Origin of the sequence: Sphingobacterium sp. UBA3549 (genome assembly GCF_002376635.1) — a bacterium.
Lineage (GTDB): Bacteria > Bacteroidota > Bacteroidia > Sphingobacteriales > Sphingobacteriaceae > Sphingobacterium.
In genome coordinates this window covers 114,216-129,596 of sequence record NZ_DFOE01000035.1, presented here as the reverse complement: position 1 = coordinate 129,596, position 15,381 = coordinate 114,216, and the positions used below count along the sequence as shown (strand labels likewise).

The following is a 15,381-nucleotide window of genomic DNA, read 5'->3' as shown; positions in this document are numbered from 1 at the left end:
ATATCTTGCTCCTTATCTCCCCTTACAACAGTAGCTCCTATTTTTTTAATCGATTATCTTCATCATTGTTACCAGCCTTCTTATTGACTGACTTAATATTCATATTACCAAAACGATAAGAGACTGACAATCGGATAACCCGACTATCATATCCATTTCGTATACGATAGTATCCATTTTCCTGATAACTCGACAATCTGCGCTGACCTCTTGTATTCAACACATCATTTACAGCCAACTTCACATTCAATTTTTTGTCAAGAAATGTTTTTCCAGCACCTAGATCGATACCATAGTAAGACTGAAAACTAAATACCCCATAAACTGCTGGCGAAAAATAATTGGCTGTCAGCTCCAGATTTGTTGTTTTCCCAATTCGAATATCATGATTGGAACTTACCTGGAAAGATAACTTTTCTAATTGGCGTTGCGCTCCGGAGTGTTCATCCAAACTAAACTTATTATAAAAAGCGCTGGCATTGTTAGAAATACTCCACCATTTGAAAAGCTTAATGGGTATATTGACATTCATATTGTAATAATCAAAATAAGCCAGGTTTCGGTCTGTCTGTGCAATAGCTTTGGTCTCCGAATTGCTTTCTATGACCTGAGTGATGGCATCGTTAGTCCTTTTGTAGCCCAAACTCAATAAATAGCGTTCTTTAAAGGTATAATTTACTTCATACGAATTGGTATATTGTGGATTTAAATAAGGGTTGCCATACTGATACGTGTATTGATCCAAATAATACACAAAGGGATTCAATGCCCCATAATCAGGGCGGTCAATACGTCTGCTATAACTCGCACCAAGCTTATGATCATCATTTATCTGTTGCTGTACAAATATTGACGGGAAAAAATCAGTATAGGAACGTTCTGTTTGTTGCCCAAGCGTCACCGAGTTTCCCAGGGAGCTCGTATTTTCAACACGCAGTCCAGTTTGTACCGAAAATTTTCCGAACGATTTATTTAGGCTGAAATAAGCTGCAGCTATATTTTCATTATACAAAAACTGATTACTTTGACCATTATTTTGCACGAACTCGCCTTGCTGATCCTGATCTTCGTACAACAAATTATTAGCTGTTTTTACACGGCTATATTTTAAGCCCGCCTCAAGTTTCGTCGTTTTATTAAAGGGATGCACAAAATCGGTTTTAAAAACTAATATGTTTGTCTTAGAAAGCATATCATTGCGGAAAATATTCGGTGATTTAAATTCCTCCCAATTTGCGTCCAGAAAACGGTTTCCAACGGTGCTATTGTCATTATTTTTCGAATATGAATAATCTCCATTAATGGTCAATTCAGTCCCTAAAGTATCAAATGTCTTTTTGTAGTTAAGATTATAAGTGAAGTAATGGTATTTAAAATCTGACAAATTGCTTCCTAATACAATCGAATCAAGCTTACCTTTTTGAGAGGCGATCAGATTACTTCCCGCGCGTGTTGAATGGCCATTACTTACGTTACCGTTAACCACAAATCCAATGACCTCCTCTTTTCCTAGGTTAAAATCTCCCGCAAATTTGAAATTGCGGCCTCGATAACGGAATTTCGAATAAGAATCCGAATTAAAAAAAGTCGTCCCGGTTTTGGTATCTACAGCTCTATCGATATCTAAATCATTAAATCCTAAGGCAGTTGCGTAGTTATAAGAAGAAAATAAATTCACCCAATTGTTACGATGGTTTATTAGAAAGCCACCATCCGCCTTTGTATATTTACCTTGCCCTAAATTGAGGTTTAAACTAACATTACTTCCAAATAGCGTATTCTTCTTTGTCTTAATATTAATAATTCCTGCATTCCCTGCGGCATCGTATTTTGCGGGTGGATTGGTGAGTACCTCGATCGACGCTATTGCATTGGAAGCCGTATTTTCCAATAATCGCGATACTTCATCCGCAGAAAGATAAGTAGGCTTACCATCAATCATGATAATCACATTACTTTTTCCACGCAGATTGATCTTTTTGTTATCTAAAGTTACTCCTGGAACCTTTTGCAGGAGCTCCAATGCGTTATTCCCTGTTGCCAAAATACTGTTTTCGACATTGAGTACAACTTTATCGAGATGACTTTCAATCAATGGCTTCTTACCGATCACCTGCGCCTCACTCAACACTTTACTTTCCACCTGTAAACGAATCGTATCCAGCATCTTGAGATCTCCCGTAATTACGACCATTTCAGCAGAATGATAAACAGCATACCCTACCGTGGACACACGTAGGCTATACTTGCCCTCGGGGATCGCAGACAACACAATTTCTCCATTTTCGTTGGATAAAGTTCCCTTTAATAAGATATCATTGGGCTTCCGAAATAGTGAAATATTTGCAGCCACAATAGGCTGGTTGTCTTGTCCAACAACGACTGTATGTAATCTTACCCCGTCAGACTGTGCTGAAACGGGTCCGGCAATAGAAAACAGGACTAAAAAAAGTGAAAATAAGAGCAATTTAATTTTTTGTGGTTTCATAATGTAGTTTCTTTAGGCTATCGATTAGATAGTCAACTTCATAATAATGACAACAAACCTCGTATATTCATTACACATTGACTAGTAGAAATAGATAGATCGTCCGATTCACTCGGTAGACAGCCAAATAACATCGGTAAACCATATCCTTCACTGATCGATGCTAAAGCCGGTAAAATCATCCCAGCTAATCTTGAATCTCCAAGAAGCACAGCGCAAGAAAAGCACATCGAATCAAAATAAAAATTCAAAAAATAAACAAAATTCAAAACAAATAAAATGTATAATACAAATATTAAGCATAATATTTGTATTTTTACGGCGAAAATTAGTAAACTGATTGATGAGCATTGAATCATTAAAGAAAAGATTCTACCTTTTTTATATCCATATTATCCGATTCATCCAGGGAGAACATACTGGCGATGCTTTGCGCAATGTATCTATCAGCATTTTGCCGAGTTTGGCGATCTATCTGTTGGGTGCACCAGCAAACGCAGCCATCGGTATTGGGGTGGGATCATTATTGACTACATTAACCGATCCTCCAGGTAATCGGAAAGATAAATTTTCTTCCGCTCTTGTTTGTATTCCCACTTTCTTTATTGCTTCGCTTCTTACAGCCTTTCTTTTTCCTTATCATTGGCCGCTGGTTATTTTATTGAGTTCCGCAGGCTTTATCTGCACTTTTTACGGGGTTTTAGGCCCCCGTTATGCCGCAATTGGGAACATGACATTGATTCTGATGAGCTTTGTCATCGGCATGGCCCCTCAACATCCGCTTTCAGTGAGCTTACAAATTACTGCAGGCGCCAGCATCTATTATTTCTTTAGTCTATTGCAGGCTTACATACAACCCTATCGCTCTTTAAAACACGCCATGGCCAATGGGTTTCACGGTTTATCTCAATTTCTATTGATACGTTCTGAATCTTACGATCCGGATATTCCGCTGGACTTGACTTACAGCCGCGTCGGAAAAATTTATGGTCAGATCAGTGAACAACAGGAGCAAATCAGATCCCTCTTATTCAGGGAAGAAAAAATCATAAGCCAACGCTGGCACAAAAGCAACTATTGGCTTAGTCAGGTCTATGGATTAATTGATTTACACGAATTAATTATTGCATTGGATCATGACTATGATGCCATTCGAAAAAATTTGCTGGATACCGGTAGCCTTCCCATAATTCGTCGTAGCATAACATTACTGGCCTTGGAAATCGATAGTTTTTCGCAGCCTAATAAAAGGTTTCGCTATGCAGAGCAGCGCTACGATAACCACAGTAAAATCAATGCGCTGTTGTTGGATCTAAAGGAGATTCAAGAACAACAGACTGCCCCAGCAGATGGTATTCTCGCTTCCATCATCCGTAATATTGAAGCTATTATTGAAGTTCTCAAACGGATTCAAGTTGCTTTTTATCAAAATCAAGAAATCAAAAACAAAATTGACACCAATGAGTATCAGCAATTTATCAATCGTCCTTTGCGTAATTTAAGTGATATCAAGAGCAGACTCAATCTCCATAATCCAATTTTCCGTTTTGCACTCCGGATGGCCGTTCTCTTCGGAACAGGCGCATTGATCGGCATTTCTTTCTTGGATTTTAAATATACTTATTGGATCTTACTCACTATTGCCATCGTTGCGAGACCTGCATTTTCAATGACCAAAACACGCAATATAGAACGCATACTAGGTACACTTTCGGGAATTGCCGTCGGAATACTCTGTTTGGTCTCCATTGACTTTCTGCCCGTTCTTCTTCAAATTGCCGCTATTGGATTATTTGGATTCTTCCTATTCAACCGATCAAATTATATGGTCAGTGTGATCTTTATTACGCTAGGCATAGTCATCGCATTAAACTTATTTGAAGGAAATATTAATATCATTTTAGGCAGTAGAATAATTTTTACTTTAGTTGGTGCGCTGCTGGCAATAGCGGGCTATTTTTTGATACCCGTACGCCAAAGCACGAGCATGGTCCACTTGGCAAAAGAGGTCGCATTATATAACCACCATTATTTTCAAATTATCAACAAACGCCTATCTGATGATCTGCAAAGTTCGTTCGACATTCGACTGGCTCGGAAAAAAGCACAGACTGCCATGGCTCTCTTTTCCGATGCGATCAATCAAATGAAGAAGGAACCTGAACACAAGTGGGTAGACTGGTCCCATATCCATCATTTTCAAGCACTCTCCTATCGCATCAATTCGCATTTGGTTGGTCTCTCCATATCGTTAGGTAGAAAAGCGAATCACGACATACAACAGGGTATACACTGCAGAATTGATGCTTTAAAACCCCTTTTAACCTACTTAGATCAGCTGGCAGAAAATATCAACTTAAGAAAACCATAAAGGCAAGCTATGTATTTATGTATCAATATTGAATAACAAATATGCGATTACAGCTCCCGAAGTAACGCTCTTTTAAGTAAAAAAAACGTATTTCTTTTGCTTTAATAAAAAAGAAGTTTATATTTGTGTCGTCTTCGAAAGAAGATTTCTAATCAACACCTTCCTTAATCAGTAGGTCTTGATTTATAAAGAAGTGGCGAGAGACTGGCTCAATGACCCACTGGCAACCTTCAATTTGCTTGAAAAGGTGCCAATTCCTGTCCAAAATAATATCGTTTTGGAGCATATAAATGATATAAGACAATGCTTATTAAATTACTGAAATCCATTAAAAATTCAGGTTCAATACAACTGAACCTTGCGAACAGCAAAAGTGTACTACATCGTAAAAAAGTATCGATGCGAATGCGTATGCATACACACTTCCCTGCTTGTTAAAAATCATTTCCTTTTTCTTGGATAACGATTTGACAGACCTTCCAAGTAGGTGTGTATGCTTCTCTTTTACCTTTACAAATTCTTTTTTGAAACCTTAAAATCTGATCTATTATGTCTTCTAACAAAAATTTGAAATTCGAAACACTACAGGTTCATGCTGGCCAAGTCGCTGATCCTACCACAGGATCCAGAGCAGTTCCTATATATCAAACAACATCTTTTGTCTTTGAAAATGCAGAACATGGGGCCAATCTATTCGCATTAAAACAGTTTGGAAACATTTATACCCGGATCATGAATCCAACTACGGATGTATTTGAACAACGGATTGCAGCTTTAGAAGGTGGTGTTTCCGCAGTCGCAGTTGCATCTGGTCAGGCAGCGCAGTTTATTGCATTAAATAATATTCTTGAAAGCGGTGACAATTTCGTTGCAGGGTCCAACTTATATGGAGGTACATTCAATCAATTCAAAGTTGCATTTAAACGGCTAGGTATTGAAGCTCGTTTTGCCACCGATGCTGAAGCTGATAAAATAGAAGCGCTCATTGACGATAAAACTAAGGCAATCTATGTCGAGACAATAGGGAACCCAAGCTTCAATATTCCTGATTTTGAAAAAATTGCCGCTGTAGCCAAAAAATACGATTTGCCATTAATTGTTGACAACACATTTGGAGCTGGGGGTTATTTATTTAAACCTTTAGAGTATGGCGCAAATGTGGTCGTTGAATCGGCAACGAAATGGATTGGTGGGCATGGAACAAGCATTGGCGGCGTCATCGTTGATGGAGGTAACTATAACTGGGGAAATGGGAAGTACCCACAATTTTCTGAACCATCTGAGGGCTATCACGGATTGGTCTTTTCAGATATTTTTGGTGAAAATGGCCCATTTGGCAATATACAATTTGCAATTCGCGCACGTGTAGAGGGATTGAGAGATTTTGGACCAGCACTCTCTCCTTTCAATTCATTCTTGTTGTTACAAGGCCTTGAAACATTGTCTTTACGTGTACAACGGCATGTCGACAACACGTTGGAAATCGCTAGATGGCTTGAGGCCCACCCTCAGGTAGAAAAGGTAAATTATCCAGGATTAAAAAGCTCTCCAAGTTTCGCTAATGCGCAAAAATATCTTAAAAATGGGTACGGCGCAGTGCTTTCTTTCCAGCTAAAGGGCGATGCAGCACAGAAAGCCAATGACTTTATCGACAGTTTAGAATTAATCAGTCATTTAGCTAACGTAGGCGATACTAAATCGCTGATTATTCATCCAGCCGCAACGACCCACCAACAATTGAGTGACGAAGATCAAGCGCATGCGGGTGTGTTCAAAGGACTATTGCGCCTGTCAGTGGGAATAGAACATATTGATGACATCAAAGCAGATTTACAGCAAGCTTTTGATAAAATCAACTAATTAGACTTTAGTCGGCTATAAAATTTAAATGTAAAATGAGTAAGCATATTTATCTGCACCCGAAGCCTTTTGTATTTGAAAATGGACGAGAGCTTACTGATTTACAAATCAGTTATGAGACGTTTGGCAAACTTAATCCAGATCGCAGCAATGTGATCTGGGTATGTCATGCCCTAACGGCCAATGCGAACGTCTTGGATTGGTGGCCGGGCCTTTTTGGAACCGATGACTTATTTGACCCGAGCGACTATTATATCATCTGCGCCAACGTCATTGGGTCGGCCTATAGCAGTAGCAACCCATTGTCTATTAACCCATCCACTGGGCACCCCTATTATCTATCATTTCCGGAGTTTACGGTAAAAGATTTGGCCTGTGCACACCAATTTCTTGCTGACCATCTGGAAATCAAGCGTATTAACGTTCTGATCGGGGGCTCATTAGGGGGGCAGCAGGCATTGGAATGGGCGGCGTCCAACACAATCGCAATCGATCATTTAATCGTCGTTGGCACAAATGCTGTTCATTCACCATGGGGTATTGCATTCAATGAGAGCCAACGCCTTGCCATTACAACCGACCGCACCTTTTATGCCAACCATCCTGATGGCGGTGCTAAGGGACTAAAGGTGGCACGTTCAATGGCATTGCTGTCGTACCGTAATTATACAACCTATAGTAATACGCAGAGCGAAAATGATAATAATAAGCTAGGCGACTACAAAGCGTCATCTTATCAAAACTATCAGGGGGAAAAATTAGTAAACCGCTACAATGCTTACAGCTATTATTTCCTGACTAAAGCAATGGATAGCCACAATTTGGGGCGCGGTAGATTGTCTATTGAATCTGCATTAGCAAGCATTAGCTGTCCAACATTGGTATTAAGTGTCAATACAGATTTATTGTTTCCTCCACAAGAGCAACAATTCATAGCACAGCATATTCCCAATGCTCGTTACGAAGAGATTGAATCAACCTATGGTCATGACGGCTTTTTAATCGAAACAACAAAACTAACGGAAACTATTAGCCACTTTCTGAGAGCGGAGAAAGCATGTGTTCCTGAATTAGTATAAGAGATTGAACAATATAATAAGAGAATATAAGAAGAGATATGAGCAATAAATTAACAATAGGGATGTTTGGATTTGGTGTTGTAGGCCAAGGTCTTTATGATATTATCAAAACCAAAAATCTTAATCTGGAAATCAAGAAGTTCGTCATTAAAAACGGTAATAAAAAACGCTCGCTACCAGCGGAGCTGTTTTCTACTGACGCGGAGGCAATTTTAGGTGATCCAGAAATTAATACTGTTGTCGAACTGATTGATGATGCCGAAGCAGCTTACCAACTAACTGTTCGCGCACTGAAATCGGGAAAAAATGTGGTTTCAGCCAATAAAAAAATGATTGCGAGCCATTTGGAGGAACTGGTCGATATCCAGCATGAATATGGCACAAGCTTATTGTATGAAGGTGCTGTTTGCGGAAGTATTCCCATTATCCGGAATTTAGAAGAGTATTATGATAATGAACTACTCCACTCTGTTAGTGGCATTTTTAATGGATCTTCCAACTATATTCTATCTAAAGTTTTCAATGAAAACCAGCACTATGCAGATGCTTTGAAGAAAGCACAGGAACTCGGATTTGCAGAAACAGATCCAACCTTGGATGTAGGTGGATTTGACCCCAAATTTAAAGTATGTATTGTTGCTTCACACGCGTATGGGATCTATGTCAAACCAGACGATGTCTTTAATATTGGTATAGACAAACTCGGGCAACAAGATATTCGTTTTGCAAAAGAGAAAAATTTCAAGATCAAATTGATACCGACTGCAAAAGAGATTGACGGCGACAAGGTTGTACTTTATGTATTACCACGTCTGATAGGTAAAGACAGCATGCTCTATAATGTGGAAAATGAAAACAACGGTGTATTGGTTAAAGCGGCATTTGCAGACGAACAGTTTTTCTACGGTAAAGGGGCGGGTGGTCATCCAACTGGTTCTGCAGTATTGTCAGATATTGCAGCCCTTCGTTATGGATACCGTTATGAATATAAAAAACACTTAGAATCCAGCACATTAAGTTATAGCCAAGATTATTTAATCAAAGTCTATTTGAGATATGCTGACGATGCACTGATTGAAAAGTTAAACTTCAGTGAAATCACAGAACGATATTACGCATCAGATTTCAAATATGTAATCGGTCATATTAATCTTCAACAAATTGCAGCTCATAAGGCAGATTTGGATCAAGATGGGAATTTTATTGCCGAAATCGCGTAGGCAATCAACAAACCAACCTACCTGAAAATAGCCCCGAATGGGGCTATTTTTTTATTGTTTAAATTTAGTTACCTTTCAACTTGAGCTCTAAAATCCCACCTTCCATCAGACGTTCAAAAGGAAGTTGCCAACCTTTCCACGGGCGATTATTCCACCGAACCTGATCCACAATATAATTATTGGGCTGCTCTTTAGTCACCTGAATTATAAATTTATTTTTTCGCAATTTCTCCGGTAATTGTATCGTTACCCGATCGAACAGAGGTGCGCCAATCTGAAACGCTGGCTGTTCGGTGGTTAAGCTCCGTACATCAAATAGCCCTATACTGGATAAGACATACCAAGCTCCGAGCTGGCCTTGGTCTTCATCCTGTCCATAGCCATAGCCGTGTAGGGCATCCGTACCATAAAATTCATTGCAAATTTCCCGAACCCATTTCTGACTTAGGTCAGGTCTACCAGAAAAATAGAACAGCCAAGAGATATGCAGGTTCGGTTGATTACCATGATTATAGAGACTTTCAATTCCAGCAAAAGCATCAATATGGGTGCCCCCTCCAAAAACGTTCTTCTGTGACACCGTAAAGATACTATCTAATCGTCGGTTGAATAAATCCTTTCCTACCAACTTAACCAATTCTTGTGGAACATGCGGAACGTAAAACGTATATTGCCAAGCATTTCCTTCCTGAAATCCACGCCATGATGCATAAGGATTAAAGTTTGATATAAATTTCCCTACACTATCCTTTGGGCGCATAAACTTCGTTGTGGCATCGTAAAGCGTGCGCCACCCGTCAGATAATTCCTGAAATTTAACATAATCTTTTTGGTGCCCCAATGATTTTGCAAATTGTGAAGCGGCTCCGGCTGAAAAAGCATATTCCAATGTGTGGGAGGCGCCAAACGGAGAGCCGCTAGTCATTAATTCCGGACTCACACTATTGTCTTCAATATAGGGCGAATAGCCTTTACGGACAAAGACTCCGACATCTAACTTACCTGCTCCTGGCAGACGGTCCTTCGCTTCCAATTCATTTTTGCGCACCGCAGTATAAGCAAGATTCACATCATAGTCACGAATACCCACATTATAGGCCGCTGCAATTGCCAAACCCGTAAAATTAGTTCCTACACCCGAAACGTATTTACTGTTGGCAATACCGTCTCCTAACCAACCTGCATCGCGATAGACCAACAATTGACTCTGAATCCAGTCGTTGTAATAGTCTGGATACGCAATAGACCACAACTGTGTCAAATTCCAAAATGCGCCCCAGATAGCATCGGTATTATAATGATGATGAATCGGTTGCCCTTGCTTATTTAGGGCAATCTGCCCCACCGAGCCGTCATTTTTGGGATATGCACCATTTACATCGCTTGCAAGCCCACGGCCAAGTAAAGCATGATACAATCCGGTATAAAATTTAATGCGGTCGTCTGCTTTTCCCCCTTCCACCAAAATTCTTCCCAGTTCACTATTCCAGGTTTGCAAGGCATTATTCTTTGCAGCATCAAACGACATATCCTTCGCCTCTTTAAGCAAATTCAGTTGTGCGTTTTCTACAGAAGTATAAGATAAACCCGTCTTGATGTATATTGATTCGCCTGCTTCAGTGCCAAACTTCAGATATACTCCAGCTCCTTTTCCTTTTATGCGCGTATGTTGGTCAAAAGTTATAGAATCTCTAAATGTCCCAAAAGACTTCGGTTGTTTATTGATCTCCGCAAAGAAAAACATTTTGACCGTAGCCCCCTGCTGATATTTTTGTACGTATACAGGATTGGTGACTACATAGCCCCACACGTGTTGTTTGTCGTAATTGACCTCAGCATCCACGACTGGCCCACTTTCCCCCATCACATGGCCAATATCGAAAATAAGGTTGGCTTCTTCCGTTTTTGGAAAAGTATAGCGGTGAAAACCGACACGCTTCGTTGCCGTAAGCTCAGCAAGTATATTATAATCTTTTAGCTTGACACGGTAATAGCCAGAAGTGGCAAATTCATCCTTCTTGTCAAAATCGGAACGATAACCGCTTTGTGGACGATCAAGTTGACCGGGCATTGTCTTCAATTTTCCAACGGATGGTGCAAATACCACTCCGCCTACCTGAAATTCGTGAAAATTAGCAAAGCCTTCTATTGAAGTATGCCTATCGTCATAACCCACGGCCTCCCAGCCCGACTTGTTCCCATAGCTTCCATTTGTGCTCGGAGCGAGCTTAGCCATTCCAAAAGGTACGGCTGCTGGTGTATAAAAGAAATATCGACTATGGACGGATCCAATATTAGGTTTTACAAAAACGGTCAAATCTGTTTTCTGCTGTGCGAAAACAGCCGCCGTACTCACAAATAAACTACAAAAATAATAAATGATACGCTTTACCATTGTTCTCAATTAGGTTCTACAGCAAACTTACAAAAAAATACAGTATGTATAAACATGAGTTAGATTTTCTTACCTAATTTAACGACTTAACAGATTACATCGCAACGCCTAAATTTGTAAAATTTTAAATACTAATCAAATAAAACACTGTTAAAGTCTATATACTGACATTTTTCCACAACTTTGATTGTACATACATATTAAAATATAACCAGTAAATAAATTCAAAAAAAATACACATCGAACGGCTGATCTTCGATCACAAGCCTGAAATAAATACAAATTAACGTTGAAATAAATACCAATGATTGACAGGTACACTTGTCAATCCTAATTAATTACAATACAACCACAATGAAAAAAAACACCACATTTTTTAGTCTAATACTTCTGTTACTCGGAACCCAACTATCAGCACAACAAACAAAACCCGACCGTATCGCGCAACTTAAGTTAGCAAAAAGCATTCTAGCGGATCAAAACCTAAAATATGTGGACAGCCTTGCCCGAGAGGTCATCAAAGAAGGTTTCAATGCGGGAAGTGGCTACTCACAAATTTGGGCCAGAGATCTCAATACATTCATCGAAACCGCATTGGAAGAGCGGTCCCAAACGGACATTAAAGGGGCTATTTTAGTATTTTTTAAGATGCAACAGCCCAATGGCGAAATGGTAGACGGCTATGTACTAAAGAAAGACTTTACCTGGCATGATGATACACCCTATTATTCAAAAAACGCTCCTGATCATGTGGGTTTTAAAAACACGGTAGAAACCGACCAGGAAACGTCACTCATCCAATTGTTGGGTAAATACATAATAAAATCAAAGGATTACAGTATCTTGGAGGAGTCTATCGGTGGAATTTCTGTAAAAGACCGTATCCAACTTATGTTGGATTATCTGAAAAAGGAACGGTTCAACCAAAAGTATCAGCTACTTTGGGGTGCGATGACAGCAGATTGGGGAGATGTACAGCCCAACGACAGCTTTGGTTGTGATTGGAATGACCAACTTTCCAATGAGGCAATCGATATTTATGACAACGCGATGTTTATTATTGCATTGCAGACCTTAATTGAAATCCAGCACAACTCTCCCAAGGTGGCGGAATGGAAAGGATTAAAAAAGAGTCTCGAAACGAACAGTAGACGTTATTTATGGGATAAGAAAAAACAAAAATTCATTCCGCACATATACCCTAAGACATCACCTATTCCTAAAGCATTTGATGAAAATACGATCCATTATCATGGCGGCACCGCCATCGCTATAGAAGCGGAGCTACTGACACCTTCAGAAATAAAAACAGTCAACAAACAAATGCTTGAAAACGTGCGGTTATCTGGCATGCCGAGTATTGGATTGACCTTATACCCAACCTATCCAGTTGGATTTTTCATCGGCGGAATGGCTCAGCCTTACCAATACCAAAATGGTGGTGATTGGACCTGGTTTGGCGGACGGATGATCCAGCAACTCGTTTTAAATGGCTTTTATCAGGAAGCCTATACCGAACTCCAACCGATGATCGATCGGGTTGTGAAAAACAAAGGATTTTACGAATGGTATGGTCAAAATAACGTACCCAGTGGATCAGGAAAATTCAAAGGTTCAGCAGGCGTGCTGAGTAAAGCAATAACTCTCCTAGAAAGCTGGGCTGAAACTACCCTGGAAAAGAATCATTAAAAGAATAAATAAATTAGCTATTCACTCATCCAATTGATCCATTCAAAAAGGATGAGTGAATTTCCTAATAATCTCTTCTGCTTTCGACAGTATAGGTAAAACTTTCCGCGCGGTAGAACCCCAAATTATATTCAATAGGCTTCCCAGATTGGTCAAATACAAAGCGCTTGCGGGACAGAATAGGATCACCGATATTAATCTCCAATTTATCAGCTATAAATTTATTCGCGGCCATCGCATCCAGCTCTTCCTGAGAAAGATCTGCAATGACATGATAATCTGCTTCTAAGATCTCATATAAAGGTCTCTTAAAATCTTCATCGCCGTTTAAACCTATACGCGGATGGAAGTAAGATATAAAATAAACAAATGGGTCATCTTTCTTTCCTCTCAGACGTTCTAGTTTTAATAGCTTTTGGCCCTCATCTACATTAAAAAACTTCGAGACTGCTTTGTCCGGAACAACCCAGCTGACGTGAAGCTCAAAATTCTTTACCTCAATTCCTCGGTTTTTCATCTCTTGTGAGAAACTCAGCCAATTCTTGGATTTGGAACTAAATTTGGAACTAGCCACCTTCGTGCCTATTCCCTTCTTTCTAATGAGCAACTCCTCGTAGACTAGTTTATTGATCGCCAAACGCAAAGTAGAACGGGAAATTGCCAATCTTTTTGCTAATTCAATTTCGTTGGGCAATAACTTACCCTCTATATATTCAGGCTGCTTGATTAATTCGCGTAACAGATTCTCTGCTTGTATATGCAGCGGAACAGGGCTTTTATGATCTATTTTTAAATTCATCAGTTGGATTGCTTGTGCTAAAATAAGATTTTTTGAATAATTAAAAAAATAGATATATGTTTGTATGTATATACATATTAATATAAACAGCAGATGTCAAAGAGATTTATCATCATTTTATGTATCGTTTCACTTGGAGGACTCCTTTTCGGTTTCGATATGGCTGTAATTGCAGGTGCATTGCCATTAGTAAAGCAATTTTTCGGACTATCTCCCGCTCAAGAGGGCGTTTTTGTCAGTTCAGCCTTGCTAGGCTGTATTTTTGGTGTATTTTTCACAGGACCATTAACAGATAAATACGGCCGAAAACCAGCGTTTGTTACTGCTGCCCTGCTCTTTTTATGCTCAGCAATTGGCTGTGGATTCAGTCCTTCTTATAGCATATTAATTGCAAGTAGAATCATTGGGGGCTTGGGTGTTGGAATAGCATCAATTGTTGTCCCCTTGTATCTCGCGGAAATATCGCCAAGTAAATTTAGAGGAAGATCAGTCACCTGTTACCAACTCGCTATTACATTCGGTATCCTTTTTGCGTATATCAGCAATTATTTGATTCTCGAATATAGCTCTGCACAGCAAAATGAACTCTGGCGAACTATGTTTTTAGTTGGTGCAGTACCGGCTTTATTGTTATGCATCGGAGTTTACTTTATTCCTGAAAGTCCACGTTGGCTATCTAAAAATGGGCGGAACACGGAAGTTGCAGCAATCAGTGACGCATTAGGACTATCGGATATACAAGAGTTCGGCAACGTTTCCTCGAAGGGAAATCTACGTGATCTCTTCTCGCCTATTTATCGCAAGGCCTTCCTATTGGGCTTATTCCTTCCTTTATTTTCACAGCTGAGTGGCATAAACGCAATTGTCTACTATGGTCCGAGCATATTGCTTGAATCTGGTATTTCATTAAATAATTCCTATCATGCTCAATTATTCTTTGGAGCCGCCAATGTGTTATTTACTTTCTTTGCCATCTGGAAGGTTGACAATTGGGGTAGACGTCCCTTATATCTTTTGGGAACGGTAGGGGCTACCCTGAGTTTGCTGGTTACTGGATATCTTTTTAATCAAGGTCAAGTCAATAATATCGCATTGATTATCGCTATACTTTCGTTCTTATTTTTCTTTGCTTTTTCCATTGGCCCACTAAAATTTGTCGTCGCAGCCGAAATCTTCCCTAATGCCATCCGGGCTCGTGCCATGGGTATCAGTATTATGGTGATGTGGATTTCCGATGCGACCGTGGGGCAACTAACGCCTATTCTTCTCGCTTCCTGGGGCGCCTGCTATACGTTCTGGTTGTTTGCACTTTTCTGTGCCATCGCATTCCTTGTCGTACTTGTATTCCTTCCGGAAACAAAGGGCAAACCTTTGGAGGAGATTGAAAAATTCTGGATTGATAAACACTACAAAAAATCGACAAACAAGTAAGCAAAAGCTATTTGCTCTAGCATTATTCATTGGCAATAAAAATTTACAT

General features: G+C 39.6%; 9 protein-coding genes and 1 riboswitch. Of the genes, 6 read left to right on the top strand and 3 right to left on the bottom strand.

Going from position 1 to position 15,381, the window contains the following annotated elements:
• Nucleotides 1-37: 37 nt before the first annotated feature.
• On the bottom strand, nt 38-2,488 hold the full coding sequence (locus tag B2W36_RS18125; RefSeq protein ID WP_293889071.1) for a TonB-dependent receptor: 2,451 nt from the start codon (nt 2,486-2,488) through the stop codon (nt 38-40).
• Nucleotides 2,489-2,831: 343 nt separating this feature from the next.
• On the opposite strand from B2W36_RS18125, the gene B2W36_RS18120 reads away from it, so the two are divergent.
• The 4 genes from B2W36_RS18120 (at nt 2,832) to B2W36_RS18105 (ending at nt 9,018) form a co-directional block, all read left to right on the top strand.
• Complete coding sequence (locus B2W36_RS18120) at nt 2,832-4,859, top strand: FUSC family protein (RefSeq protein ID WP_293889070.1); 2,028 nt, start codon at nt 2,832-2,834, stop codon at nt 4,857-4,859.
• 180 nt (nt 4,860-5,039) lie between these two features.
• Nucleotides 5,040-5,152: riboswitch (SAM riboswitch) on the top strand.
• Nucleotides 5,153-5,408: 256 nt separating this feature from the next.
• On the top strand, nt 5,409-6,719 hold the full coding sequence (locus tag B2W36_RS18115; RefSeq protein ID WP_293879214.1) for an O-acetylhomoserine aminocarboxypropyltransferase/cysteine synthase family protein: 1,311 nt from the start codon (nt 5,409-5,411) through the stop codon (nt 6,717-6,719).
• 35 nt (nt 6,720-6,754) lie between these two features.
• Entirely contained in the window at nt 6,755-7,798 is a 1,044-nt protein-coding gene (locus B2W36_RS18110; protein WP_293889068.1) for a homoserine O-acetyltransferase family protein, read from the top strand.
• 38 nt (nt 7,799-7,836) lie between these two features.
• A complete protein-coding gene (locus tag B2W36_RS18105) occupies nt 7,837-9,018 on the top strand; it encodes a homoserine dehydrogenase (RefSeq protein ID WP_209574370.1) in 1,182 nt (393 codons plus the stop codon).
• A gap of 64 nt (nt 9,019-9,082) precedes the next feature.
• Here the strand turns inward: B2W36_RS18105 and B2W36_RS18100 are convergent, their stop codons facing one another.
• Complete coding sequence (locus tag B2W36_RS18100; RefSeq protein ID WP_293889066.1) at nt 9,083-11,413, bottom strand: GH92 family glycosyl hydrolase; 2,331 nt, start codon at nt 11,411-11,413, stop codon at nt 9,083-9,085.
• A gap of 354 nt (nt 11,414-11,767) precedes the next feature.
• Here B2W36_RS18100 and B2W36_RS18095 point away from each other — a divergent pair, with 354 nt between their 5' ends.
• Nucleotides 11,768-13,102 carry a hypothetical protein gene (locus B2W36_RS18095; protein WP_293889064.1) on the top strand — a complete coding sequence of 445 codons (1,335 nt, stop codon included), beginning with the start codon at nt 11,768-11,770 and terminating at the stop codon, nt 13,100-13,102.
• Nucleotides 13,103-13,166: 64 nt separating this feature from the next.
• On the opposite strand, the gene B2W36_RS18090 is transcribed toward B2W36_RS18095, so the two are convergent.
• A complete protein-coding gene (locus B2W36_RS18090) occupies nt 13,167-13,901 on the bottom strand; it encodes a GntR family transcriptional regulator (protein WP_293879222.1) in 735 nt (244 codons plus the stop codon).
• A 93-nt stretch (nt 13,902-13,994) separates the two neighbouring features.
• On the opposite strand from B2W36_RS18090, the gene B2W36_RS18085 reads away from it, so the two are divergent.
• Nucleotides 13,995-15,332, top strand: coding sequence for a sugar porter family MFS transporter (locus tag B2W36_RS18085; protein WP_293889062.1), 1,338 nt, complete (start codon nt 13,995-13,997; stop codon nt 15,330-15,332).
• Nucleotides 15,333-15,381 lie beyond the last annotated feature (49 nt).